This window comes from Sporomusa sp. (genome assembly GCF_035561155.1).
GTDB lineage: Bacteria > Bacillota > Negativicutes > Sporomusales > Sporomusaceae > Sporomusa.
Genome location: NZ_DATMYD010000031.1, coordinates 1 through 24,296, shown reverse-complemented (window position 1 = coordinate 24,296; position 24,296 = coordinate 1). Strand labels below are relative to the sequence as shown.

The following is a 24,296-nucleotide window of genomic DNA, read 5'->3' as shown; positions in this document are numbered from 1 at the left end:
ATCAAAAAAAGCAGTGGCAAGTCTTATCCTCAAGACTTGCCACTGCTCTTATTAACCCTTTCTGCCACACACTTTCACTGCTAATTGACTAACAGCCTCATGCAGAACTTGTGCTCCGGTAGCAATATCCTCAATACTTGCCCATTCTGCCGGGTTATGACTAATTCCGGCTTTACAGGGTACGAAGATCATCCCTGTCGGGGCCATTGCTGCCAGATGCATCGCGTCATGACCGGCGCCGCTTGGTAGCAGCATACTGGGATATCCCTGTCTCTTCGCTATATCGTGCAGAAATTCGACTATTTCCCGGGAAATTTCAACTGGTTTTTCGTCAGTAAGTGTAATAATTTCAATCTCGACGCCACGACGGTCTTTTATTTCAGCAATTGCTGCCATTAATTCCTGAACCACCTGCTGCTTACTCTCCTGAGAAATGCCGCGGATGTCAATCCCCAGTTCGACGCGTCCGGGGATAACATTCATTACTCCTGGCTCGGCCTTAACAATCCCGGTTGTACCTACAGTACCGTTACGCCCTTCCTGCCCTGCCAGTTTTTCTACCAGCAAAATGATTTCCGCTGCCGCCGTTAATGCATCCTGACGCATATTCATAGGTGTAGCGCCCGAATGATCGGCCTGCCCGTTTACAACTACCTGAAAGCGGGTTGGAGCAGCAATACCGGTGACGATTCCGATTTGTTTTCCCGTGAATTCCAGTACTTTTCCCTGCTCGATATGCAGTTCAAGAAAGACTTTAATGGCATCAGAGTACCGCGCCAACTCAATTCTCTCAGGCTCAAGCCCTCGCTGTCTCATGGCCTGAGCCAGTGTTACACCTTGTTTGTCCTTAAACTGTTCCAATTGGGCAGGCAACAGTTTACCGCAAAAAGCCTTACTCCCCAGAGTGGCCATGCCAAAGCGGCTTGACTCCTCCGCCATAAAAACTACAACTTCAATAGGATAAACCGTTTGGACCCCGGTTTCCTCCAGATACTGCAAGACTTCTATGGCGGCTAATACGCCCGCCACGCCGTCAAAATTACCACCACTTGGAACACTGTCAATATGTGATCCCAGCATGACGACCGGCGCTTGGGGATTAGTCCCTTCCCTCCGGCCTATGAGGTTGCCGAAGGCGTCAACCCGAACGACAAGCCCAGCCTGCTCCATAAGTCCAATGACAAAATCACGGGCCTCCCAGTCGGTGTCACTGAAGGCCAAACGTGTAATACCACCGCCTGCCTGCGCACCAATCATTGCTAATTTGCAAAAATTTTCTTCAAGTCGTTTAGAACAAATCATATAATTACTCCTTTGCAGTAGATATAGGTATGTAGTGCACTTAGCTGCAGTTTTTTTCTGTAGGTTATGTATTATCCAGCACCCTTTGACCCGGATGATCGGGTATCTTGCCTGAGCGGTCAAAATTCATAATCAAAATAGCCAGCAGCGTTAGTAACCCACCGGCAAGCTGGATAGGCAGCACACTTTCACCTAAAATGAAATAGCCGCCCATCACGCCAACGACGGGAACTAAGTTAAGATACAATGTCGTAATAGCAACATCTAAATACTTCAGCGCATACATGTATAATAAATAACAAACCACTGAACAGCACACTGCCAGAAATAAGATATGCCAGAAGGCTGTCAAAGAAAATATGCGCCACTCAGTCCATTCTGTCAATGACAACGGCAGCAAAAAGAATGTTCCAATAACTGTTTGATAGGTAGTCATACAGAGTCCCGAGTATTTATTTTGTAGTGACTTATTCACAAGTGTATAAAACGTCCAGGACAGCATGGCCCCAATGACAAAAAGATTGCCGACAAAATGTGCAGAGCTAAAATCAAGCTCGCCGTTTGCCGTTACCGACAGATACATGCCAATCGCAGCAATGGCTATTCCGGTTATTTTCAGGGGCGATAGCGGGGCACGGAAAAACAGTACATCAAGGCCTATTGCAATAATCGGAATGATTGTTACAATCAGTGAGGCATTGACAGCTGTTGTCAGTTGTACGCCGATATTTTCAAAATAGAAGTACAGGGTGATGCCTAAGCAACCGGCTAATATCATTCTGGGGCAATCGGCTTTATCGATTTTTGCATTAGACTCATTTTTTTTGAGCAGCCCCCACAGCATTACAGAGGCAATGACAAACCGAATTAGCGCCAGCGTGACCGGCGGCACTTCGGCAACAGCAATTTTTATGCTTATGAAAGAAATTCCCCACAATACAATTGTCACAAGCATCATTATATTCGCGATTAAATATTTTCTCTCCCGTACACTAACACACTCCTGTGTTTCTACAATATTCTCGTGCATAGTACCCTCCCGTTTTTTTCTCCATCATATAGAAAAAACAAGCAGGTGTATTGTAAAAAATTGCTTTGCCTGTTATCTTAGCTTTTGGTATTTTTCCGGTGTCACGCCGGTATGGCTTTTGAATACTTTATTGAAATGACTTTGATCGTAGAAGCCTGCTTCATAGGCTACCTCTACAATATGCTTGCATTGACGCAGCTGTCTTTTGGCATAATTAATTCGCAGCAGTGTTTGATAGGTATGCGGCGGTATCGCAAATTCTTCTTTGAAAGAGCGAATAATATTAAACTTACTTAACCCGGATATCTGCTCTAATTCTTCCAGTGTAACCTTCTTCAAAAAATTATCCTGCAAGTAGTCTTTGATAGCTGTTAACTTAGGTAATTCTTGGGGCTGGCTATTTTTTGGCACCTGGTTCATATCTTTGACTACTTGCTCCAAAAGAGCCATAATACTCGCTTCTTTTTCCAAAGGACTTGACGGGCTTGTCAGGCTTTCAACCACCTCATTCATAGCAGCGAATGCCTGTGCATCTGACATATCTTTCACGACCGGACAGCCAGCTGCGCGCAGTCCCTTGTTCTCAAAGAACGTCTTAATCCAAGCTGCGTCGATAAAAAGCATTTTATATCTCCATTGGTTTTCCGCCTGCGGGTTACAGGAATGTACCACTCCTGGCGGAATAAGCACAACCGTCTTAGGACAAACCTCGCTGACTTTTCCTCCATACCAAAAAGAGCTCTTGCCATAATCGACAATGCCAAGCGAATACTCCTCGTGAGCATGCTTTTTATAGGAAAGGTGGCAGGCATCACACAGTTTTAGTTCAAAAAACGGCAAATCAGCGTCACGATAAAACTGGACTGCTTGCATGACATACCTCCATTTGCGAACTAGCCGGAGTCCATATCAGCCAACCTTTCCGTTTGGCTCTTCTGCTACCACTGGCGTTGATCGCATACTCTGCAGTTGAGTTAACAGCATCCCAGCCAACATCAGGGCACATCCGACTAATTCTTTAAATCCTAAGCGTTCATCAAGCAGCAGAAAGCCGCCCACAGTCGCAAAAACGGTTTCCATGCTCAAAATAATGGCAGCATGCGAAGGCGGTGAGTATTTCTGACCAATTACCTGCAGGGTATAAGCGATTCCTACCGAAAAGATACCCCCATACAAGATGGGTATCAGTGCCCCGGCAAGCCCCTCTACCGTCATGGTCTCAAGCCAGAACGCAGTAACCAGGCTTAGTATCCCACAAGTAATAAATTGGAAGAAAGATAATTTCAATACATCTACTCTATTAGCAAAATGGTCGATAAGCAAAATATGAACAGACCAAAACACCGCGCCCACTAACTGCAGAAAGTCACCATACGAAATTGAGAAATTTTCTTTCACACATAATAGGTACAAACCTACAAGGGCCAGCACTGAGCTAAGCCAAGTTGTGATGCTGACATAGTGTTTTAAGAATATCCCTAAAATAGGCACAAGCACAATATAGAGGCAAGTGATAAATGCGGCTTTTCCCGCAGTGGTATAAATAAGGCCAATCTGTTGCAAAGACGCTGCCGTAAAAAGGACTAAACCGGCTAAAATACCCGCCCGCACCGCTTCCCTGGAACAGTTGCCTTGTATCTGCTCAGGCTTTTTGCGATAGTGGAAGATAAGCGGCAGTAACGAAAGGCTGCCTAGCGCAAATCTTATCCCATTAAACGTAAAAGGCCCTACATGTTCCATACCCACCCGCTGGGCCACAAAGGCAAGCCCCCATATGGCTGCCGCTAGTAACAACAGCAAATTTGATTTTAAAGCACTCATTGTCTACAATCCCCTTTATATTTTGTGTTAATCAAGAAATACGCACAGGTTTTACAATATTTTCACTGTAACCTTTTGCTGCAGCCGAATCAGTCGTATTAATAATACAACCGCCCCTACGGCCAAGCCTGCGATAAACCCCACCCAGTAGCCATATGCCGTTAAGGCTGTAAACTTAGCAAGCAGATAGCCGATAGGCATACCAATGACCCAATAGGATAAAACAGCCATCAGAAAGGTCACCCTAACATCCTTATAGCCGCGCAATGCCCCCTGAATAGGAGCGGCAATGGCGTCAGACAGTTGAAAAAAGACAGCATATACGAGGAAGTTCTGAATTAGCTCCAGGACGCCTGGTTCCTGGGTGTAAAGGCCGGCGATCTGACGATTAAACGCAAATAACCCGATAGCAAAAAAGCCAGCAATCGTTACCGCAATACCAATACCAAGCTTGCTATATTGCCGGGCATCGCGATACCGGCGGGCACCGACTTCAAAGCCTATGACAATTGTTAGGGTCATCCCGATACTGAGTGGCACCATATAAACTAAACCGGCAAAGTTAATGGCGGCCTGATGGGCAGCGATAACGGCTGTTCCATATTCGGCCATCAGCAAGGCAACAACACCAAAAATGCTGACTTCACAGAATATCGATAAACCAATCGGCAAACCAACAGTTAGCAGTTCCCGCCATGTTTTAAACGAAATGCCGGCAAGGCTGCCAAACACATTGTAATCTTTGAACGGTTTCAGAAAATGAATAACCCCCATGCTGATCAAAGCAAGGCACCAGTACGTTATAGCTGATGCATACCCTGCCCCCACCCCGCCAAGCTTCGGAAAGCCGAAATAACCAAAAATAAGCAGATAGTTTAGCGCAATATTAATTGGCACTGCACAAAGCGTTATCATCATTGTTATGCGCGTATAGCCCAGTGCATCAATAAAATTCCGGAAGACAGCAGAAACAAATAAGGGCAAGATCCCCATAGCCAGCGCAGCCAGAAAACGATAAGCAATGTCGTGGACAGCCGGTTCGAGATTCATGGTGTTCAGTATCGGGACAAGCATTACTGAACCGCCAGCAATTATAATGAAAGCAAGTGTTATAGCGATATATACACTCTGTATTAACAGAAACGGCATATCCTTTTTCCGTCCAGCGCCGTGGAGCTGAGCAAGAATAGGCGTAATCCCTGCCAAAACTCCGCCAATCCCGGTGAAAACAGGCATCCAAAGATTTGAACCAATGGCAACTCCGGCCAAATCATAGTGACTTACCTTGCCTGACATCACCGTATCAAAAAAGCCTGTTGCCATTAGCGAAAGCTGGGTAATAAATATCGGAAAAAAGATAATAAGAAATTGCTGTACTTTGTCCTGTAGTGAATGGGTTTCTCTCACTTGGCACCTCAAAATTAAGAAGCCAGACAGAGCCTGGCTTCGTCTCCATATTCTGTAACTATCTTATCATTAATCTACACATCTCGTCCAGTTAAACCCCGATTGTAACACATTTGTCTTATTTTCTAAAACATAATAACTATACTGGGCACCTGGGTGTGATGTTACACTGACCTGATCGCGGTTTATTAAGTCAACTGCATACAAGCCCAGGTTAGCAATAAAGGCGCACAAATGGTGATGAATGAACTCCACGCTTTTCAACTCGGACGCAAGTGCCTTGTCAATATATTGTGGAATGTCTGCCGGCTGCAGAATGCTACTAACAGACTCTCCTTTATCGTCAATGTACTCCATCCACTCCCATTTGAGCGGCAGCGTTTGCTGATACCGTTTTTTTATGAAAGATCGAGCCTGGCAAACCCAGGCAAACGGGCTATTTATCCCATTTTGTTTAGCCCACTCAGCTGATTGCTCCGTCTTTTCACTATATGATAATGCAACCCCTAGATGTGCAGGCAGCTCTGAGTCAACAACCTCAACCCATATCGATTGGGCAAACGGTGATAAGTTCCCATACTCCACATCACGGGCAAAAGAATTAACAGCGGGAGACGCCTTCGAAAAAGACGCCAGCAATGATGAAGCATCGAAGATTTTAGCCTTCATATTATTGTTATTAACATTCTGCCAAAAGGAAGATAAGGTATCGACTACCTGGAACTTTGCCCGCTTCTGCTTATCGGTTGCCGCAGTCGCTTGTTTTAGAATATCTTTGAATATTTTCATCTGTTCATTTGCTCCTGTCGCCTTTTCCTCTAATTTTCCCACCCGCATGTTTGTTTATGTAGGTATGCCTTAATAGAGGTAAGATGACGAGAGCAACTTCTGTATCTAGAGCAGTCAGATATTATTTTTTTAGTACAAAACTATACATTTTTTGTTCAATATTGCAATCATCCAAAACCATTTCCCCTATTGACGGTATATGAAACAATCTCTATAATGATTAGCAAGCACTAATATCTTCGTACAGAGAACACGATGGGAGGAAATCTGAAATGCAAACAACGCGAACAGCCTCTGGTGAAACTGTAGAGTCTGTGCAGCCGACAAAACAGCGGGTAGTGTTAGTGGCAATCCTGCTCTTAACCCTACTTGTTGCTTACCTTGACAGGGTAAATGTGTCTGTTTTACTTGCCGACAATACTTTTCTTACTGACATGGGGATTAAAGGTCAACCAGTTCAAATGGGACTTTTAATGACATTATTCTTAATTGCTTATGGTGTAGCTAACGTGGTGCTCAGTCCGCTTGGCGATTACATCGGTCCCCGAAAAGCCATGTCGATTTCCATACTGCTGTGGACAATCTCGGTTGTTATCGGTGGTTGGGCTGCGACTTTTGGTACCATGCTTGTGGCTAGGGTCATCCTGGGCATCGGCGAAGGCATGCACTGGCCGATGCAGAGTACTTTCGTCAAAAATTGGTTTCCACCCAATGAACGTGGCAAAGCCAATGGCGTCTGGTTGATTGGTCTTATGGGCGGTCCGGCCCTGGCAATGCCCTTCTTCACCTGGATTGTTTCGACATGGGGCTGGCGTCCCAGCTTTTTTGTCCTTGGCGCTCTAGGGCTTATCCCCTTAGCATTGCTCTGGTTTTACGTAACCGATCATCCGCGCCAGCATAAACGGATCAATAAGGCCGAATTAGAACATATCGAAAGCGCGTTAAAAGTCGAGGCTGAAGAAGAATCTAAAATTAAAACCGAAAGCCTCGGCGAGCGCCTAAAATCCTTTGTTCTGAACTACCGTTTCTGGCTGCTGACAATTAACTATTTCTGTATTGCCTGTGTCTGGTGGGGCACTATGGCCTGGCTGCCTTCTTATCTCAAAGCGGCTCGTGGGTTTTCCTGGGCCCAAATGGGCGCACTGGCCTCGCTGCCTTACATTCTCGGCACCCTCAGCATCCTGTTCTTCGGCCATCTTGCTGACAAATATGGCCGTCGCGCTCCCTTTATCGCCATTGCCCATCTCGGCTCAGCTTTAGGAATTTACTTTGGCGCAACAGCCTCTGATAACATGACAGCCGCCTTGCTGATCTCGGTCGGTATTGCCTCCATTGCAATCGGCTTACCTTCGTCCTGGGCCATTCTGCAGCGCATTGTACCTGGTAAAGCCATTGGTGCCGGTGCTGGTATGATGAACGGCTTGAGTAACGGCGGTTCGGCGTTTGCTCCTGTTTTAATCGGCTTTTTCATTAGCCTGACTGGCAGCTATGTAGGCGGTCTGATGTTCTTGGTCGGCATTGCCGCGCTCGGCTGTGCTTGTATGACAATACTTTCCTTGCAAAAATATTAATTTGGGAATTTACCTCATTTCTTGCAGGAAATAGTGAATTGAATCTAGTATATGCTTACCTGGAGGGATGAAACATGGTAAAAGAATTTGTTTTAGGTCTTGGTGACAGCCAGGTCAAACTCGCTCTGCCGGAAGAACAAGTGATTGAGGTTGTCGAAGGCAAACACGCTGACGCTATTACCGATGTACCTGCTGCAGTAAAAGCGGCAGTAAATAGTCCGATTGACTCACCGCCTTTAAACGAAGTGGTAAAAGCTGGCGACACAGTTGCCATCATTGCCAGCGATATTACGCGCCAATGGATTAAATATGATCAATTCCTGCCGACACTGCTAAATGAACTTAATGCAGCAGGCGTGGCTGACAGCAATATCAAACTGGTCGTCAGCCTTGGGGCTCACCGTCATCACACTGATAAAGAGAACATACTGGTATACGGCCAAGAGGTTGTCAGCCGCATACAAATTGAACAAAGCTACGCACCAGCTAGCGAAGACTTTGTTCTTGTCGGCAAAACCTCACGCGGTGTTGAGACATATATCAATAAACATGTTGTTAACGCCGATAAAGTCATCCTGACAGGAGGTATTGTTTACCACCTCATGGCTGGTTTTGGCGGCGGCCGCAAAGCCATCATGCCCGGTGTTGCCGGTTATTCCAGCATTCAGGGCAATCACAGCTTCTGTCTGCATGACGTTGTCGGCCAGGGCATTAGCCCTAGCTGCATTTCCGGCAAGCTGGAAGGCAACAACATGCATGAAGATATGACCGAGATGGCTGCTATGGTGAAGCCGGCCTTCCTGCTAAATGCCGTTTTCACCCCAGAAGGGAAATTCGCCCGCTTTGTGGCCGGCCACTGGTATAACGCCTGGCTTGAAGGCTGCAAGACGGTGGAAGAGATTTTCGGTGTACCCATTAGCGCTAAAGCCGATTTGGTTATTGCGTCTGCCGGCGGCTTCCCCAAAGATATTAACCTTTATCAAGGCTCAAAAACTACCGATAACGCGTATATGGCTGTTAAAGAGGACGGCGGCGTTATTATTATCCTGTTAGAATGCCGTGATATTATGGAACCGCCTGATTTCAGCGGCTGGTTTAACTACGAATCCCTCTACGACCGGGAAGTAGCGCTGCGCAAAGCCTTTACTGTGCCTGGTTTTATCGCCCTTAAAACCGGTCTTATGGCCAGTAAAGTTCCCTTCATTATTGTCACCCTCCCGGAAAACAAGGATTTCATTGAAAAAGCCGGCTTGATTGCCGCTACTACCATTGAAGAAGCCATGGCAATCGCCGAGCAAAAGCTTGGCCGCAAAGACTACACCATCACCGTTATGCCGCATGCGGCCAATACTGTGCCGCTGCTGCAGGGATAGTTTTACAAGAGGAAACAGCCCGAACCTGAAAACCAGGTCGGGCTGTTTTTTTCTGCTTTCGCTATTACTTCCGGACTGCCACTTCCATGATGATGCCGTTAGTTTTGTCCAAAAACTTGCTGATACCAGCAACTTTATCGGCCATGTTGGTGATAACAATAGGCGTTATCAGTGATTTTCCCTGACTCTGAATATAGTCCCGGTTAAATGTCAGCAGCTTGTCGCCGCGTGTTACTTTGTCTCCAGGCTGTACATGAGCAACAAACCCCTGCCCGCCTAGTTCTACCGTGTCCAGGCCCACATGAATTAATACCTCCAACCCTTCACAGGTCTTGAGTGCCACAGCATGCAGGGTTTTGGATACAAGCACTATTTCGCCGTCGCACGGGGCAATTATCACGCCCTCTGCCGGCTCAACCCCCAGGCCATCGCCCATCATGAGTCCGGCAAAAACGGGGTCAGGCACCTCTGTTATATCTATGATCCGCCCTTTTACCGGGGCATATAATGTTACTACTGTCTTTTTGCTTGTAAATAAATTAAACATGCTGTTCCCACCTATTAGTATGCTATACCCGCATGGCCATACGCCGGAAAGTGTGCCTACGTCCGCGCACAGCGATCGAGTAGTCCATGATATTTTCCGGTACGGCTATCCCCATGTAGCCTGAGTCACCAATATGATGAATGTCAGCACCAGCCATTTTGGCGTTGAGAGCAATTGTCCTGATGGTCTGCGTGTCTGCACCTTCTTGGGATGTGCCCACTGCTGTCATAACAAGTCTGCCGTGACCATGCACATAGGCAGCCACCGCCCTGGCACTATCTACCGTTATTCCCGGTACTGTTCCAGGTGCTGGCATCAGGATAATGTCTGCACCTGCTGAGAGAAAGCCATCCACTTCGGCTTGACTCAAAAAAGAGTCTCCCGCCACGCCGTCGATTCCGGCTGCATGCATTTTACCTGCGGCAATAATAATGTTCTCACCTAACTCAGCGCGAATCTGTGCTACCGCTTGTCTGATCTGGCTGTTAGTTACCCCTGTCCCAGGATTCCCAGTCACGGTTATCATACAGGCACCCTGTTCATAGGCCTGCCGGGCGTTGTCCGGTGTAGCCATTCTGCCTTGCTCTACCTTAACCCGTTTTCCCTGCACATCGCTGTCCCAATCAACAGCCTCTAGGTTAACCCCAATCGGACGTCCTGTCAGTCCTTTGACTGTTTCAATAACGCTCTGCCCTACCACCGGCGAGAGTCCGAACACGGCCGGTTGCTGTGCATTATAAAGGTTAAGTAGAATAATATCAGCCCCCATCGCTGCCACAAGCTCGGCGTTACCGACATCATACAGAATGGGCATAACCGGGCAAATCACCTCAGCAAGAATTGTCCGCCCCTCGGCTGCCCTTATTGCCGCCAGCAGGTCTTTTGCGGTCGCCCTAACTAATTCTTCAGGCCGTAAATCCAAGATTCTGGCAATACTCATGCGATCTTCTCCCTAATATATTCTGACGCGCTTTCCTCCACAATGACGGTAACATCCTGATGCAATTGCAGAATAGATGCCGGCGTTTCTGGTGTAATCCCCTGGTATATTGCCCGGTATATGGCATCTGCCTTGCTCTTGCCATTGGCTAAAAGCAATATCTTTTTGGCATGCATAATGGTTTTAATACCCATGCTGATGGCAAAGCGCGGCACTTCACTAATATCAGCAAAAAACCGGGCATTAGCACTCACTGTTTCCTGGTCTAACTTTACCTTGTGGGTTGTCGCCTCGAATTTTATGTCAGGCTCATTAAACCCGATATGGCCATTGGTGCCAATACCCAGAATCTGCAGGTCAATCCCGCCACATTGCTGAATCTCCCGGTCATACCGGCGGCATTCCTGGTCAATATCCTGAGTCATGCCGTTTGGGATGTGAATGTTGCCACTGGCAATATTAATATAATTAAAAAAATTATGGTACATGTACCAGTAGTAGCTGTTTTGATCCTCTTTAGCCAACCCCAGGTATTCATCAAGGTTAAACGAAATAACATTAGAAAAATCCAGTCCGGCCTTATGGTGCATCTCAACCAGTTTATTATACATCAGCAGGGGTGTACTGCCTGTTGCCAGGCCCAGCACACTGTCAGGGTTAAGGCATACCTGACCGGCGACAATCATGGCAGCCCGCATACTCATATCCTCATAACCTCTGGCAATCACTATCCGCATGCGGCCACCTCCGGTAAACAGTCCTACCTTTAACAATTGTCTCAAGTATAGTAATATTCTCGTCAAAAATGACCATATCAGCCTGGTTTCCCGGTACAATACTGCCTTTACAATGATCCATCCTTAGTTTTCGGGCAGGATTCATTGTCACCATATTGACAACCTCATGTAACGCTAACCCGGATGTCTTTCTGAAGTTAGCCACAGCTTTGTCAAGCGTCAGCACACTACCGGCAATAACGCCGTTATCCAGTTGGGCTGTGCTGTCAGCCACACTGACCTGCTGCCCGCCTAATTCATAGTACCCATCAGGCATAAGGCAGGCCCGCATAGCATCGGTAATTAAGATCAGGCGCTCACCGCCAGTCAGCCGGTAAAGCAACCGCTGGCTGGCAGGATGAACATGGATATTATCGGCAATCAATTCGCACGTAACACTGCTGTCCAGGATGGCCCCCAAGACACCGGGACGGCGGTGATTAGAGGCTGCTATCGCGTTAAACATATGGGTAACATGAGACGTTCCGGCGGTAATAGCCGCTAAGGCCTGCTCGTAGGTTGCGGCACTATGACCGATAGACACAACAATGTTGTGGTCTACCGCCTCACGAATAAAAGCAAGGCTGCCCGGCAGTTCCGGGGCTATTGTGGCGATTTTTATGACATCGGCAAAACCGGCAATCTTCGCAAAACTCGGAGTTGTGATATATTGTGCATCCTGCGCCCCCTTGTAGTCGGCATTGATAAACGGCCCTTCAAAATGGCAGCCTAAAATCTCAGCACCGGGGCAATGCCCTATTTGGGCTCTAACCCGTTCAAGCGCCGCTGTTACAAGCTCAAACTTCATCGTCATGGTTGTCGGCAAAAAAGCCGTCACACCGCTCTGCGGCAGAATTCGGCTCATAACTGCCAGGGCATCTCCCGCTACATCCATGGTATCGGCTCCGGCACCGCCGTGAATGTGCAAATCTATGAAACCTGGGGCAAGATAATGCCCGCGGGCATTCATCCTGTCTGTCAGAATATAGCCGGCAAGCGCCGGCTCGGGAACAACAGCAATAATCTTATCTGAATAAACTACTGCGTACTTTTCAAGTATGCCTGCTGTTGTGATGATTCTCGCATTATAAATAGCTTTCAAGCTGATCGTCCTTTATCGCTATTTTTAAGTAACCCTTATTTTTCTCCAACAGCCTTATGGCTGCCGCAGGCTCCAGTCCGGTAAGCAGCATCAGGATAGCCGCTTTGGTGTTCCCGCCTGTTTGTGCCAGCGCCTGCCGCGCCGCTTCGGCACTGCACGCTGCAGCCTCCTGGATAATGTCAAGAACCCGCTGTTTTAACTTCGCGTTTATTGGCCTGACATTTACCATCAGGCTGCCGTAGGTTTTCCCCAGCTTAATCATGGCACAGGATGACAGCATATTAATCACCATCTTCTGCGCCGTGCCAGCCTTAAGCCTTGTCGAACCCAGGATGATTTCGGGACCAACATCCACCATTATGGATATATCAACTGCAGCGGCGAGCTTACTCTGGGGGGAGCAGCTGACTCCAATTGTTCTGGCTCCCTGCTCTCTGGCAAATTGTACAGCAGCCAATACATAGGGGGTGTTGCCGCTGGCGCTGATACCGACTACAATATCCTGCCCGGTTACCGTTTTAGCCGCGATATCCCGCACAGCCTGGCTTTCATCGTCTTCGGTGTCTTCACACCAGCCGACAACAGCCTGTGCCCCCCCTGAGATGACCGCTGATACTAAATCATCAGCCACACCAAAAGTCGGCGGACATTCGGACGCGTCCATGACACCAATCTTCCCGGCAGTACCCGAACCGATGTAGATCATCCGGCCGCCGGCAGCAAGCACTTCACTAACCGCATCAACGGCCTTGACGATAGAGCCAATGCTGGCCGCTACTGAGGTGGCAACCTTTTTATCCTCACTGTTAAACAATTCTATCAGTTCTATTGTAGACATCTCGTCTATCTCTTTTATCGCTGTAATCGACTGCCGCATATACCTGTATTCCCCCAGGCAATTGAAAATGGGGAGCCGGTCAGCTCCCGAATTTTCAACTACATATTGATGTTCTTATTTACTGCAAGTAGTTTCTTGATTTCGTCAGCAATGAGCTCGGCTTTGGTACCAACAATAACCTGCAGATTGTTGCCTTTGCGAATCATGCCGCTGATGCCCAAGGCTTTAAGCTCGCTTTCCTGAATGATATCAGCATTTTTTACTGTCATCCGCAAGCGGGTGATGCAGGAATCCAGGCTTTCGACATTGGCACTGCCTCCCAGCTTAGCAAGCAGCGCTGCTGGCAATGTGCCAAGATCGGCGTTTTGCAAAACAGCCTCTTCGCTCTCGTCATACCGTCCTGGTGTCAGGATATCATATTTTTTGATGGCCCAGGAAAAAACACCATAATAAACGCCGGCAAACACCAAACCCACAGGAATAATCATGCCTGGATTTGTCGCCAGTTTCCAGTTAAGCAGATAGTCAATTAAACCGGCCGAAAAACCGAAGCCGTGTAAAATCCCAAAGGAATAGCAAACTGCCATAGCCGCACCGGTGAGAATGGCATGGAAGAAATACAGCATGGGTGCCAAAAACATAAACATGAATTCAATTGGTTCGGTAATCCCTGTCAGAAAAGCGGTAAACGCCACCGAAAACAACGCACCACCAATACTCTTACGGTTTTGAGGTTTCGCACAGCGGTAAATGGCAAACGCCACCGCCGGCAAGGCAAACATGAAGATCAGGTAAAAACCGGCCATAAAGTTTCCGGCTGTCGGGTCGCCGGCGAAGAAGCGGTTCAGGTCACCTGTCACTACTTTACCGGCCTTATCGGTATAATTGCCAAAAACAAACCAAATAAAGCTATTAAGAATATGATGAAGGCCAAAAGGAATCAGCAACCGGTTACATACCCCGAAGATAAATGCACCGACTGCGCCGGCACCGATAATCCACTCGCCGATGGCATGAATCATATTCTGCAGCGGCGGCCAGATAACCCCAAAGACACCGGCCAGCACAATGGCTGAAGCTGCCGTCACAATGGGGATAAAGCGACGCCCCCCAAAGAAGCCCAGGAATTCAGGTAATTTGATATTATAGAACCGATTATAAAGATACCCTGCTAATAAACCACTAATAATACCGGCGAGGACACTCATATTGAGTTTAGGGTCAATGGCTTTTACTCCATTAGTAAGAACAAGGTAGCCTACACTACCGGCCAATCCGGCAGCACCATTGTTGTCATGGGCGATACCGACCGCAATACCAATGGCAAACAACAGCGCCAGATTGTCAAAAACAGCAGCCCCGGCCTGCATGACAAACGGGATATTAAGGACATCGTCAGCACCAAACCTGAGGAGCAGGGCTGCTGCCGGCAGTACGGCGACAGGCAGCATGAGCGCCTTGCCGATCTTTTGGAGTTTTCCAAACCAACCATCCATTACCTATGTACCTCCTGTTGTAGCTCTATTTGTCACGCGGGATATCCCGCATGCCACTACCGGCGTAAGGTGATTTCAAATTTGTATCTGTCGCCCCGGTAGATGGCTTTAGTAACCTCCATCGGGACATTGCTTTTAAGATACGTCCGGCGGGAAAACAAAAGCGCCAAAGCCCCCTGCTTAACCTCCAGCAGTTCACTTTCATAATCGTTGACAGCTACAGGTTCTATCGTCTGATAGGCATAGTTCATCTGCAGGCCGAATTCCCGGTTGAGCACCTCATAGAGGGCTTTGCCTTCAAGCCGCCCGGCAGTCAGCTCCTGACACAGGAAAACCGGCAGATAGGCAGTTTCAAGTGCAAACGGCTGACCGGATACATAGCGTAACCGGATGATTTCAAATACCTCCTGGTCTTTGTCTAATAGAAGCTCCTGCTGCAGCCACTTATTGGCCATTTTTTTGCGGAAGGAAATCTGCTTAGTAAATACATCCAGGCCGCGCTGCTGCATCTCTTCGGTAAAGCCGAGCAGACTGGATAGCGAGTGCTTTTCCTTGCCCCTGGCGACAAACGTGCCCTTTCCCTGTTCCCGGTACAGTATGCCTTCGGTTACCAGACTGGTAATGGCCTTGTTGACTGTCATCCGGCTGATGTCATGCTGCTCGCACAACTCCCGCTCAGAGGGGATAGGGTCATCAGGCTGTAATTCGTCATCTTCAATCATCTCACAGATAATATCTTTCAATTGATAATATAATGGTAGGGGTGAATCTTTATCTATCTTTTTCATGCACGTCACTCCAAACAAAGTAAATGTATTGATATGTTGTCATGTTGTATATACCACCACATTCATTATAACACCAAATACTGTAAAAACAATGATATTTTTATAATATTTTATTTATTCATCTAACCTTGCCGGCAATCGGCTTATTACTCAACCATAATGCAACTGCATCAGCCGGTCTAATGCATTAGCCACACCGTGGTTTTCATTTGTATCTGTTACCATATCGCAATTTGCCTTAATATCAGCCCGGGCATTACCCATGGCTACACTAAACCCGGCGGTTGCAAACATTGACACATCATTATAGTTATCCCCGATAGCCGCAGTACTATCGACCGAAATTCCCAGCTCTCCGGCCAGGGTTTTCAAACCATTGCCTTTGCTGGCCTCCCGGTGCATAAGTTCAAAATTATAATCCATTGATGAAACGACAGCCAAATCCTCACTATCCCCGAATTTGGTGTAGCCAGCCTTTAACCGCATGGCATCTGCAGCAAAGACGTACACCTTATAATAGCTATCATTCTTCTCCAATATCTGTTGATAACGGTCAACCAGATTGATTGAGCGGTAAATTTTCCCTGACTCAAACCGAAGCCGGGATAAATCCTCCAGGGGATTATTTTGTTCAAACTGCTGGATCTCCTGTTCTAACCACTGCCGTCCGTGCATGGGGCTCCAAATAGCCCCTTCGGCAGACACTTCATAATAATACCGCTGCTCTTCGAGCCAGCTAACAATGTGCGCAGTTGTTTGTTTATCAAGCGTTACCGCTAATAGCCTGTCACCTGCCTTCGAGTGGACTAACGCCCCGTTTGAGCTGATCACATGGGTTGTAATACCTATCTGTCGGCAAAAATCAACAGCCTCACGATATGTTCTGCCAGTCGCAATAGCTATTTCTATCCCCAGTGTCTGTGCACGCTTAAGAGCAGCTGCATTTTCCCGGCTAATTTGGTCCTCGCAACCTAACAAGGTACCATCCAAATCAATCGCAATAAGTTTCACATACACCACCTCACATAGCTAATACATTCGTCCTGACACAAAAAAGACCTGCCAATGTATCCTAGTAAATTATATCTGTGAGCAGCTTGTAAAGCGGACATATTTGCTCAATCATTATACTTCACTGCCAATCGGCTGTTTATTGAAACAACTTTTTCAGCAATCATGCAGGATTTTCCTCATTTTTGTAGTAAATATTACTTTAGAAGCAACTGCCGGAGAAAGGCATTCCGATCAACTTGTTAATTATGTAAAAAATTTTTATAAGTGAGGGAGACTACTATGAAATGTTTAAAAGGAACAAAGACTGCCGAAAACCTGATGAAAGCATTTGCTGGCGAATCACAGGCCAGAACCCGTTACACCTACTATGCTTCAACAGCTAAAAAAGAAGGCTATGTACAAATCTCCAATCTGTTCATCGAAACAGCTGACAACGAGAAGGAGCACGCTAAGCGTTTCTATAAGTTTCTTATCGCAAGCTTAGACGGTGAAATGGTTAACATTCATGCCGATTATCCAGTTGCCTGGGGTGACACCAAAGCTAATCTCTTGGCCGCTGCTCATGGCGAAAACGAAGAATGGGCTGAGTTGTATCCCCATTTTGCCGATGTTGCTGACCAAGAGGGCTTCCCTGAGGTCGCCGTTGTTTTTAGAAAAATAGCTGAAGTGGAAAAACACCATGAAGCCAGATACAGAAAGTTGTACAATAATCTGGTCAACGACACTGTGCTCAAAAAGGACTGCACAGTTGAGTGGAAATGTAACAACTGCGGCTATATTCACACAGGCGACCAAGCACCCGAACTCTGTCCGGCCTGTATCCACCCAAAAGGCTTCTTTGAAGTGTTTGTTGAAGCATATTAAACGATGCTAAAGCAAAGCCGGAACCCTATAATCTAGGGTTCCGGCTTTTATTATATCCGCAGGCTGAGCTCTAAAATGGACGATTTCACTGTTACAACATTTGCCTTGCCGGTTAGAATCGTTCAGGGAGAACCTCCAGCCAATAGCCATCCGGATCGGAAATAAAATAGATCCCCATATCTTTGTTTTCGTAACAAATACACCCCATCTCCTTGTGGAGTTGGTATGCTTTTTCAAAGTCACTAGTGATAAAGGCCAGGTGAAACTCGTTTTCGCCAAGCTTATAGGCTTCCTTCCGCTCCTTAATCCAGGTAAGCTCTAATTTGTGCGGCGTCTGCCCATCTCCTAGATAAACAATGGTAAAGCTAGATTTTTCAATACGCCGTGTTTCTTCTAATTGCAGCGCCTCCTTGTAGAAGGCCATACTTTTTTCCAAGTTTAGAACATTAATGTTATTGTGTGCAAACCTAAAATCCATGATTTTATCGCTCCTTTTTTGAGTTAGCATTTGCTTCGCGGCTTTGTGTTCCACTCAGCCACATATTTTTTATGAAAGCTTGGATATCATCACAAAGGACGACACCATGACCGGTGCAAAAGAAATCTGGTTGATAACCGAGCAGTCTACTTAAGCCTGCTATAAAATGCTTAAATTCCGCACCGCCGGCAGCAGCCTGCGCAGCAACATACTGACAAGACCCCCGCCGGACATAGTCACTATTAGTGACCAGTTCTCCTTCAGGCAAAGCTTCGCCAAAGTAGCAGAAAAAGTCGCCAACAAACAAAGCCTTTGATATGTGGTCATATATTGCGACCGAACCAGGGGAGTGCGTATTGACAAATATGATGTCCAAATCGCCGACACCGTCCGCCGACAGCTTATTTTCATCGGTCAGTGGCGAATAGGGAACAAACTGTGCCGCCAGCGGCGCCGTCAGCAAAGGCAAATCCGCATGATGCACAAATTTTTTGGCACGCCCAAATAGGTCAGCTCCCTCAACATGATCGTGATGTCCATGGGTCAGCAGGATATGAGTAACCTGCTCAGGCGTCACACCAATTTTGGCAAGCGCCTCGACGATGGCAGGCTGGTATTGTTTCAGCCCTGTGTCGATCAAGATGGTTTGCCCGCTCCGTTGTAATACATATAGGTTGGTATAAGATGCACCGTCCCAGGTGAAAGTATCTTCAACAGCTATTACGTAAGCTCCGGCAGTCAGCCGGGACACCAAATAATTCATGTTCCCACCATCCATACTTTATGTATTTTGGTTAATTTATATTACCACATTTTACTAAATCGAGCAACAGAACCACCTTCCCCTGCGCTATTCCACAACCGGAAACAAAATTTTAAATACACTCCCCGCTCCTATAGTTGATATGATCTCAATTTCTCCTTGATGCCTTTCAACAATACTGAGACTGACCGCAAGCCCCAGACCCGTATTATTTGCTTTGGTAGTATAAAACGGGTCGAAAATCTGTTCTATTTGCTCCGGCGGGATGCCTCGACCTTCATCTTGAACATACAAGATAACACCATTCGACTCACGGACGGCACCAAGCGTTAATCTACCGCTTGTCCTCATAGCCTCTATCCCGTTGTAGGCCAGATTCATTATCAGCTGTTCTATCTCTTCTGCATTTAAGTTCAGCAATGGTAAATTATCGCTTAGCCGTAGTTCAGCCACAATACCGTTCCTGGCAGCAGCCCTCCGGACATCCGGATAAACCTTTTCAAGTATGCGGTTGAGGTTCTCAGGAGTTTTTTTACTCACTTTATTGTGGGCCAATGATATAATATCGGTTACTAATTCCTCGATCTTATGTAATTCCTGCAAGATAATATCTAGCGATTCTCCTGTACAGTATGCTGACTTTTTTCCCTGTAGTTGCAAATATCCTTTTATCACAGTCAGTGGATTTCTAATTTCATGCGCTACCCCAATAGCAATTCGCCCAATTAAATCCCGGCGAGAAATCCTAGCTGCTTCGATATCGTTTGCCCTTGGATACATACTATCCACCGAAATGCCCCCTCACATGTATACCTTTCCCTCTTGCCAGTGTCTTTAAGACACTTAATTCGGCAGTTATTTCAAAATCCCTTTTCAACAAATGTCTTATAGACACAATAATTGAACCGGGGACATAAGCACGTTATCGTAGTAGTAAGGAGTGTGGGCTTATGGAAACCCTAGGTGCAAGAATCAAACAACTGCGAAATAATTTAACGCAAGAAGAATTAGCTGCCATACTTAAAGTAGACCGCTCAACATTGGCTTCCTGGGAGGTTGACCGCCGGGAACCGGATATAGCAACCTTAAGCCGCATCGCAGCATTTTTCCAGGTAAGTATTGACTGGCTTGTGGGCCATAAGCTTGACAAAGCAGGCAGTCCGTCAAAGGCAGTTTTATTGCATGAGGCTGTCGGCGACTACCAGATATATATTGATAAATCATGGGAAAAAGTAATCGCCACCGCTCAAGCCTACGGCGTTGGACCTGACGCTGTCCAACAACTACTGGAATTAAACGCAAAAATAGCGTTATCATTAAAAAACGGCAAAGCAAAATAGCAATCGCAAACGGGATATTCGATGCCAAAACGGCTGGATATCCCGTTCACTGTTTATTGATCTCTTGCATTTCAGAAGTTGCAGGTATCGCAGCCCCCATATGGAATACATCAGGGAGTTACATTTTTTATACAGGAGTTGTTGACGTATATGCTTGCCATACTAAAAGTGCTGATCACACTCGCCATTATTGTACTCTTGCTTAACCGTAAAGTAAAAATGGGCAACGCTATGCTAGTCGGCGCAAGCGTTTTATGGGTACTATCCGGTCTTAACCTGTTACACATAAAAACGGCAGTATTAACAACCATTACTAGCCACAGCACCTGGGAGATCGTGCTGGCCTTATATTTTGTCATGTGCCTTGAATACCAGCTGCGTATCGGCGGCATTGTTGACGGATTAATGTCAACCGCCCGCAGAATATTGCGCAGCGAGCGTATCCTGTTGGCCTTAATGCCTGCTTTTCTCGGCTTCTTGCCCTCCTTGGGTGGTGCTATCTTTTCGGCTCCCTTAGTAGAAAGCGCCAGCAAACCCTATCAGTTGACCGCCGAAGCCAAAACAGCGGTTAACTATTGGTTTCGCCACATTTGGGAATTTACTAACCCAATTTTCACAGGCATGCTGCTTGCCAGCCAGCTTTCCGCTATACCGCTCAGTGCCCTTATCGCTAACATGGCTTGGCTTACAGCGTTTGCGACGATTATCGGCTGGTTGTTTTTCTTATCGGCCCTAAAAAAACAGCAGGGCACAACCGCTCCCACCAGCACCACTGACGACACCGAGCGCGGGTATTATTATATTACACTGGCGGCAGGCCCCATACTTGTAAACTTTGTTCTTGTCGTTTTTTTCAAACTAGCCGCTTCTATTTCCATGGCCCTTGTTGTCGCAGCTATGGTACTGATCTTACGGCAAGGCGTACCTGATATTCGCGCCATGCTTTCTCATGCTTTTGATCGTAAGCTACTGTGGGGCATAATTGCCATCCTCTTCTTTCAAAACATTCTACGCCAAACCGGCGCGATTGAGGATATTGCTGTACTGCTTAACAGTTTAGCTGTATCTAACGCTATCGTTATCGGCGCAATTGCCTTTGTATCCGGGATTTTAACAGGTACCTCCCAAGGCTTTGTTGCCATAACCTTTCCCTTTATCGCCGTATTGTCACCCGGCAATGTTACCCTGGCTATGATTTGCTTTGTCCTGGGTACGGCTGGGCAGATGCTGTCCCCGGCCCACCTCTGCTTATTGGTAACACTGGATTACTTTAAAGCCGATTTTTTAAAGACACTACGGCCTATTGCCTTTTTAGAACTTATTATGGTGGCTGCTGTCTATTTTGTCGTAACAATCTAATAGACTAAAAGAATTGCCTGCGGGACGCATATTTTATGCAGGCGAAGAAACCGGCAGGGTTACATATCCTGCCGGTTTTGCTTTTTTAATACTATTTAGATTTATTCCAGGAAATCATCCCGCCTTTAAGAACATATACCCTTTCAAAGCCCGCCTTTTTTAATATCTGAGCGCCGGTAGTCGCTCTTGCCCCTGAACGGCAAACTACAACAATATTTTTCTGTTTATGCTCTTGAAGCTCTGTAAGTTTGCCTGTCAATTGGCCTATCGGGATATGGAGTATACCCTCTATTTGTCCAAGCGGGCCAGTCAACTCATTTTTTTCCCGCACATCAATGAGCAGCACTTCTAATCTGCTTGTTTGAAGCCAGTTATTCAATTCCTGGGCCTCTATATACTGGACCTCAATCTCGTTTACGCCCTTCTCCATTGTACCCTTGATTTCACAGGCCGGTGTGTCTATGGGAATCCAGGCTGCATTCGGATCTTTGGCACACGCGTAATTAGCCTGGAGAACATCTTTCATCCAGTCAGCAGGACCAAGCCGAAGATCTTCCAGGTACTTTATAAACTCTTCTTTACTTCGTTTTTGCAGGTGCGGATTGCTCTGACGCTGCCTGCCAAGCGTAGACGGCTGCCGGTTTCTGTATTCATGCGCTGGATATATCATCAGATTGTCTGGCAGTTCATTCAATTTATTCAAGCTCTCCCAATGGTCGGCCGGATTGCCGCCGGGAAGATCATCCCTGCCTGCACCGGCATCATCAAGAAACAGGAAATCTCCTGTCAGAAGCTTATCCCCTACGATCAGACTGATCGAATCCCGAGTGTGCCCAGGTGTATGCATGACTTTGATCTCTATGGTGTTAAATCGTAAGACATCACCATCCTGCACACGCACACTGACACATTGGGGCGGCGCAGCTTCGTGCATTACATATTCGCACCCGGTTACATCCTTTAATGATGAGCCGGCAGAGATATGGTCTGCATGGATATGTGTATCAATAACATGGGTAAGAGTTAACCCGTCTTTCTTTAATAAATCGAGGTAATCCGCAAAATGATCGATTACAGGATCTACGAGAATCACACTATTATCGTTCTCATTACCGATAAGGTATGTACGGCAGGAATGTGGGTTTATTTGCTTAAATATCATACATTCACGCTCCTTTAACCGAAGATCTAATTTAGTCCGATGACCAAGTCGCTGGATAAGTTCGACTAAACTTCAGACGGGGTAAAACCCCACCTGAAGCTAAGTCTCTCTTTATTATAGTATATCATTTTGGTTAATAATTCCATTAGAGATTGCATTTAATATTGTTAGGTAATATCAAGCCTCCGATATGGTATAATAAAAGAAATACTTAAAGGAGGCCCTTTACCTTGGTTGTCATTAAATTAAGAAATAGCGTCCATCAGACGCTGCCTGATAAATATAAAACCTTAGAAGATTTTTATGAAGATATCAATACTTATGAGGAAATTATCTTTGAATATAACGAACAAAAGTATGTAGTAACTTATTACGACAACAAATTATCGGTAATAGAATATAACGCTGCCGACACAGAACAACAATACACATCCCCGCAAGACTTTGCCGAAAACTTTTCTATTAGCGGTAATAGATTCAAGGATATTATAACCAAAATCAGTGTACTTGTACGGTAAAACCAGCGTTGCACACCAAAGCCGGCCCCTCATAACACGAGGAGGCCGGCTTTTATTGAATTTATCTCTTTGCAGCCAAGTATATCTTCTCAACGACTAATCTCATCAAACATGGCATAGCGATATAGATTGGAAAGCTACAAATATGATGCCATTTCAAAGGAATATATATCCCTATGGCTTCCAAGATTGGCTCACAAATAAAGGAGAATACTGTAGCAGTCAATATACTAATTTTTATAAAACTCTGCCAGGAAGTAAAGTATTGATATTCCAGCATATAAATAACAGGCAGTGGACTGGTATCTATAAAAGCAGCAAAAGAACCAAACGGTAATAGTTTATAAGGGTATATCCAACAGCCAATTTCAAAGCCTATCGCATCAAGCTTAATAATTATTATATGGATAAATAGCCCATATAGCCAAAGCTGGGGAAGTTTCTTCCTGTCCGCAGTGTAGTAAAAAATTATCCAAGGTATGATGAGTAATGCTAATAAAAACCACCATTGCCATGCGAAAAGATCATGCACTAACCAGTGTTCTATACGCGCCTGAGTTAATTCTTGGGTTAATTGCGCCAATTGCTCCTCTGAGAGAACACCGGACATTGGACTCCTCCTAAAGCTTATAGAAATATTACCATTCTTCTTCCGCTCATTGTTCCAGGCAGTTTGTCCAGCAATGCCAAGTCCCCTGTGTTGCGTTAGCATAGTTATCCCAGAAATATCAGTACACTATTCACCAATTTCACTGAAAAAGTTGCCATTGTTACCGGTAGTGGCGGCGTATTGTGCAGCAGCCAGTGCCCTGCATAAAGTCCATAACCCGGACGGCCGGTCTTTGCTAATTTTTCGATTAATCAAAAAAGGGTAATATTAAGAAAAACCGCTAACGCGGTCCTTTGGTATCGAGCACATCCGAAATCCGGTACTCGAATCCATGGACCCCTTTATAGTAACGTGGATGCATTACCCCGCCACAAGATTCACAGCTAAACTGCGGTGGGTAGCTTAAAT

25 protein-coding genes are annotated in these 24,296 nt (G+C 46.2%); 6 read left to right on the top strand and 19 right to left on the bottom strand.

Features of this window, described 5'->3' with window-relative positions; translation table 11 throughout:
• Nucleotides 1–51 precede the first annotated feature (51 nt).
• From VN447_RS04555 to VN447_RS04530, 6 genes are all read right to left on the bottom strand, one after another.
• Complete coding sequence (locus VN447_RS04555) at nucleotides 52–1,302, bottom strand: M20 family metallo-hydrolase (protein WP_325523263.1); 1,251 nt, start codon at nucleotides 1,300–1,302, stop codon at nucleotides 52–54.
• A gap of 64 nt (nucleotides 1,303–1,366) precedes the next feature.
• The gene (locus VN447_RS04550) at nucleotides 1,367–2,332 is read right to left on the bottom strand and encodes a DMT family transporter (RefSeq protein WP_325523261.1); all 966 of its coding nucleotides are present in this window, start codon (nucleotides 2,330–2,332) and stop codon (nucleotides 1,367–1,369) included.
• 72 nt (nucleotides 2,333–2,404) lie between these two features.
• Nucleotides 2,405–3,205, bottom strand: a complete 801-nt coding sequence (locus VN447_RS04545; protein WP_325523259.1) for an AraC family transcriptional regulator — start codon at nucleotides 3,203–3,205, stop codon at nucleotides 2,405–2,407.
• A gap of 36 nt (nucleotides 3,206–3,241) precedes the next feature.
• Nucleotides 3,242–4,153, bottom strand: coding sequence for a DMT family transporter (locus VN447_RS04540; protein ID WP_325523257.1), 912 nt, complete (start codon nucleotides 4,151–4,153; stop codon nucleotides 3,242–3,244).
• Nucleotides 4,154–4,204: 51 nt separating this feature from the next.
• Nucleotides 4,205–5,560, bottom strand: a complete 1,356-nt coding sequence (locus tag VN447_RS04535; RefSeq protein ID WP_325523255.1) for an MATE family efflux transporter — start codon at nucleotides 5,558–5,560, stop codon at nucleotides 4,205–4,207.
• Between the two features lie 69 nt (nucleotides 5,561–5,629).
• Complete coding sequence (locus VN447_RS04530) at nucleotides 5,630–6,349, bottom strand: hypothetical protein (RefSeq protein WP_325523253.1); 720 nt, start codon at nucleotides 6,347–6,349, stop codon at nucleotides 5,630–5,632.
• Nucleotides 6,350–6,621: 272 nt separating this feature from the next.
• Here VN447_RS04530 and VN447_RS04525 point away from each other — a divergent pair, with 272 nt between their 5' ends.
• Nucleotides 6,622–7,920 (top strand): MFS transporter, encoded by a 1,299-nt coding sequence (locus tag VN447_RS04525; RefSeq protein WP_325523251.1) that lies wholly within the window; start codon nucleotides 6,622–6,624, stop codon nucleotides 7,918–7,920.
• 74 nt (nucleotides 7,921–7,994) lie between these two features.
• A complete protein-coding gene (larA, locus tag VN447_RS04520) occupies nucleotides 7,995–9,293 on the top strand; it encodes a nickel-dependent lactate racemase (RefSeq protein WP_325523249.1) in 1,299 nt (432 codons plus the stop codon).
• A gap of 64 nt (nucleotides 9,294–9,357) precedes the next feature.
• On the opposite strand, the gene VN447_RS04515 is transcribed toward larA, so the two are convergent.
• The 8 genes from VN447_RS04515 to VN447_RS04480 form a co-directional block, all read right to left on the bottom strand.
• The gene (locus tag VN447_RS04515; RefSeq protein ID WP_325523247.1) at nucleotides 9,358–9,840 is read right to left on the bottom strand and encodes a PTS glucose transporter subunit IIA; all 483 of its coding nucleotides are present in this window, start codon (nucleotides 9,838–9,840) and stop codon (nucleotides 9,358–9,360) included.
• A 22-nt stretch (nucleotides 9,841–9,862) separates the two neighbouring features.
• The gene (locus tag VN447_RS04510) at nucleotides 9,863–10,780 is read right to left on the bottom strand and encodes a haloacid dehalogenase-like hydrolase (protein WP_325523245.1); all 918 of its coding nucleotides are present in this window, start codon (nucleotides 10,778–10,780) and stop codon (nucleotides 9,863–9,865) included.
• Entirely contained in the window at nucleotides 10,777–11,517 is a 741-nt protein-coding gene (gene nagB / locus VN447_RS04505; RefSeq protein ID WP_325523243.1) for a glucosamine-6-phosphate deaminase, read from the bottom strand. Before nagB ends, VN447_RS04510 begins: the two co-directional genes overlap by 4 nt.
• The gene (gene nagA / locus VN447_RS04500; protein WP_325523241.1) at nucleotides 11,489–12,658 is read right to left on the bottom strand and encodes an N-acetylglucosamine-6-phosphate deacetylase; all 1,170 of its coding nucleotides are present in this window, start codon (nucleotides 12,656–12,658) and stop codon (nucleotides 11,489–11,491) included. The genes nagB and nagA overlap by 29 nt, the downstream gene beginning before the upstream one ends.
• The gene (gene murQ / locus VN447_RS04495) at nucleotides 12,642–13,535 is read right to left on the bottom strand and encodes an N-acetylmuramic acid 6-phosphate etherase (protein WP_325523239.1); all 894 of its coding nucleotides are present in this window, start codon (nucleotides 13,533–13,535) and stop codon (nucleotides 12,642–12,644) included. The genes nagA and murQ overlap by 17 nt, the downstream gene beginning before the upstream one ends.
• Nucleotides 13,536–13,594: 59 nt before the next feature.
• Entirely contained in the window at nucleotides 13,595–14,992 is a 1,398-nt protein-coding gene (gene nagE, locus VN447_RS04490) for an N-acetylglucosamine-specific PTS transporter subunit IIBC (RefSeq protein ID WP_325523237.1), read from the bottom strand.
• A gap of 56 nt (nucleotides 14,993–15,048) precedes the next feature.
• Nucleotides 15,049–15,780 carry a GntR family transcriptional regulator gene (locus VN447_RS04485; RefSeq protein ID WP_325523235.1) on the bottom strand — a complete coding sequence of 244 codons (732 nt, stop codon included), beginning with the start codon at nucleotides 15,778–15,780 and terminating at the stop codon, nucleotides 15,049–15,051.
• Between the two features lie 150 nt (nucleotides 15,781–15,930).
• Nucleotides 15,931–16,791: a Cof-type HAD-IIB family hydrolase gene (locus VN447_RS04480; protein WP_325523233.1), complete on the bottom strand. Its 861-nt coding sequence runs from the start codon at nucleotides 16,789–16,791 to the stop codon at nucleotides 15,931–15,933.
• A 282-nt stretch (nucleotides 16,792–17,073) separates the two neighbouring features.
• On the opposite strand from VN447_RS04480, the gene rbr reads away from it, so the two are divergent.
• Complete coding sequence (rbr, locus tag VN447_RS04475) at nucleotides 17,074–17,658, top strand: rubrerythrin (protein WP_325523231.1); 585 nt, start codon at nucleotides 17,074–17,076, stop codon at nucleotides 17,656–17,658.
• Between the two features lie 112 nt (nucleotides 17,659–17,770).
• Here the strand turns inward: rbr and VN447_RS04470 are convergent, their stop codons facing one another.
• The 3 genes from VN447_RS04470 to VN447_RS04460 all read right to left on the bottom strand — a co-directional run bounded on the left by VN447_RS04470 (nucleotide 17,771) and on the right by VN447_RS04460 (nucleotide 19,679).
• Complete coding sequence (locus VN447_RS04470) at nucleotides 17,771–18,136, bottom strand: VOC family protein (protein ID WP_325523229.1); 366 nt, start codon at nucleotides 18,134–18,136, stop codon at nucleotides 17,771–17,773.
• A 4-nt stretch (nucleotides 18,137–18,140) separates the two neighbouring features.
• The gene (locus VN447_RS04465; protein ID WP_325523227.1) at nucleotides 18,141–18,899 is read right to left on the bottom strand and encodes an MBL fold metallo-hydrolase; all 759 of its coding nucleotides are present in this window, start codon (nucleotides 18,897–18,899) and stop codon (nucleotides 18,141–18,143) included.
• A gap of 87 nt (nucleotides 18,900–18,986) precedes the next feature.
• Nucleotides 18,987–19,679, bottom strand: a complete 693-nt coding sequence (locus VN447_RS04460; protein WP_325523324.1) for a two-component system sensor histidine kinase NtrB — start codon at nucleotides 19,677–19,679, stop codon at nucleotides 18,987–18,989.
• Between the two features lie 170 nt (nucleotides 19,680–19,849).
• On the opposite strand from VN447_RS04460, the gene VN447_RS04455 reads away from it, so the two are divergent.
• A complete protein-coding gene (locus tag VN447_RS04455; protein ID WP_325523225.1) occupies nucleotides 19,850–20,239 on the top strand; it encodes a helix-turn-helix transcriptional regulator in 390 nt (129 codons plus the stop codon).
• A gap of 150 nt (nucleotides 20,240–20,389) precedes the next feature.
• A complete protein-coding gene (locus VN447_RS04450; RefSeq protein WP_325523223.1) occupies nucleotides 20,390–21,598 on the top strand; it encodes a DUF401 family protein in 1,209 nt (402 codons plus the stop codon).
• Nucleotides 21,599–21,689: 91 nt separating this feature from the next.
• Here VN447_RS04450 and VN447_RS04445 read toward each other — a convergent pair whose 3' ends face one another.
• Nucleotides 21,690–22,760: an MBL fold metallo-hydrolase gene (locus VN447_RS04445; RefSeq protein WP_325523221.1), complete on the bottom strand. Its 1,071-nt coding sequence runs from the start codon at nucleotides 22,758–22,760 to the stop codon at nucleotides 21,690–21,692.
• 230 nt (nucleotides 22,761–22,990) lie between these two features.
• Between VN447_RS04445 and VN447_RS04440 the strand changes: the two genes are divergently transcribed.
• Nucleotides 22,991–23,278, top strand: a complete 288-nt coding sequence (locus VN447_RS04440) for a hypothetical protein (RefSeq protein ID WP_325523219.1) — start codon at nucleotides 22,991–22,993, stop codon at nucleotides 23,276–23,278.
• Nucleotides 23,279–23,339: 61 nt separating this feature from the next.
• Here VN447_RS04440 and VN447_RS04435 read toward each other — a convergent pair whose 3' ends face one another.
• Nucleotides 23,340–23,888, bottom strand: coding sequence for a CBO0543 family protein (locus tag VN447_RS04435; RefSeq protein ID WP_325523217.1), 549 nt, complete (start codon nucleotides 23,886–23,888; stop codon nucleotides 23,340–23,342).
• Nucleotides 23,889–24,296: the final 408 nt, after the last annotated feature.

Excerpts from the sequence above, each read along its gene's own strand:
- VN447_RS04525 (WP_325523251.1), top strand. The coding sequence starts at position 6,622 with ATGCAAACAACGCGAACAGCCTCTGGTGAAACTGTAGAGTCTGTGCAG.
- VN447_RS04545 (WP_325523259.1), bottom strand. The coding sequence starts at position 3,205 with ATGCAAGCAGTCCAGTTTTATCGTGACGCTGATTTGCCGTTTTTTGAA.
- VN447_RS04550 (WP_325523261.1), bottom strand. The coding sequence starts at position 2,332 with ATGCACGAGAATATTGTAGAAACACAGGAGTGTGTTAGTGTACGGGAG.
- VN447_RS04530 (WP_325523253.1), bottom strand. The coding sequence starts at position 6,349 with ATGAAAATATTCAAAGATATTCTAAAACAAGCGACTGCGGCAACCGAT.
- VN447_RS04540 (WP_325523257.1), bottom strand. The coding sequence starts at position 4,153 with ATGAGTGCTTTAAAATCAAATTTGCTGTTGTTACTAGCGGCAGCCATA.
- VN447_RS04455 (WP_325523225.1), top strand. The coding sequence starts at position 19,850 with ATGGAAACCCTAGGTGCAAGAATCAAACAACTGCGAAATAATTTAACG.
- VN447_RS04445 (WP_325523221.1), bottom strand. The coding sequence starts at position 22,760 with ATGATATTTAAGCAAATAAACCCACATTCCTGCCGTACATACCTTATC.
- nagE (WP_325523237.1), bottom strand. The coding sequence starts at position 14,992 with ATGGATGGTTGGTTTGGAAAACTCCAAAAGATCGGCAAGGCGCTCATG.
- VN447_RS04470 (WP_325523229.1), bottom strand. The coding sequence starts at position 18,136 with ATGGATTTTAGGTTTGCACACAATAACATTAATGTTCTAAACTTGGAA.
- VN447_RS04510 (WP_325523245.1), bottom strand. The coding sequence starts at position 10,780 with ATGAGTATTGCCAGAATCTTGGATTTACGGCCTGAAGAATTAGTTAGG.
- murQ (WP_325523239.1), bottom strand. The coding sequence starts at position 13,535 with ATGCGGCAGTCGATTACAGCGATAAAAGAGATAGACGAGATGTCTACA.
- VN447_RS04435 (WP_325523217.1), bottom strand. The coding sequence starts at position 23,888 with ATGTCCGGTGTTCTCTCAGAGGAGCAATTGGCGCAATTAACCCAAGAA.
- larA (WP_325523249.1), top strand. The coding sequence starts at position 7,995 with ATGGTAAAAGAATTTGTTTTAGGTCTTGGTGACAGCCAGGTCAAACTC.
- VN447_RS04515 (WP_325523247.1), bottom strand. The coding sequence starts at position 9,840 with ATGTTTAATTTATTTACAAGCAAAAAGACAGTAGTAACATTATATGCC.
- nagB (WP_325523243.1), bottom strand. The coding sequence starts at position 11,517 with ATGCGGATAGTGATTGCCAGAGGTTATGAGGATATGAGTATGCGGGCT.
- VN447_RS04460 (WP_325523324.1), bottom strand. The coding sequence starts at position 19,679 with ATGTATCCAAGGGCAAACGATATCGAAGCAGCTAGGATTTCTCGCCGG.
- VN447_RS04555 (WP_325523263.1), bottom strand. The coding sequence starts at position 1,302 with ATGATTTGTTCTAAACGACTTGAAGAAAATTTTTGCAAATTAGCAATG.
- VN447_RS04485 (WP_325523235.1), bottom strand. The coding sequence starts at position 15,780 with ATGAAAAAGATAGATAAAGATTCACCCCTACCATTATATTATCAATTG.
- VN447_RS04450 (WP_325523223.1), top strand. The coding sequence starts at position 20,390 with ATGCTTGCCATACTAAAAGTGCTGATCACACTCGCCATTATTGTACTC.
- rbr (WP_325523231.1), top strand. The coding sequence starts at position 17,074 with ATGAAATGTTTAAAAGGAACAAAGACTGCCGAAAACCTGATGAAAGCA.
- VN447_RS04465 (WP_325523227.1), bottom strand. The coding sequence starts at position 18,899 with ATGAATTATTTGGTGTCCCGGCTGACTGCCGGAGCTTACGTAATAGCT.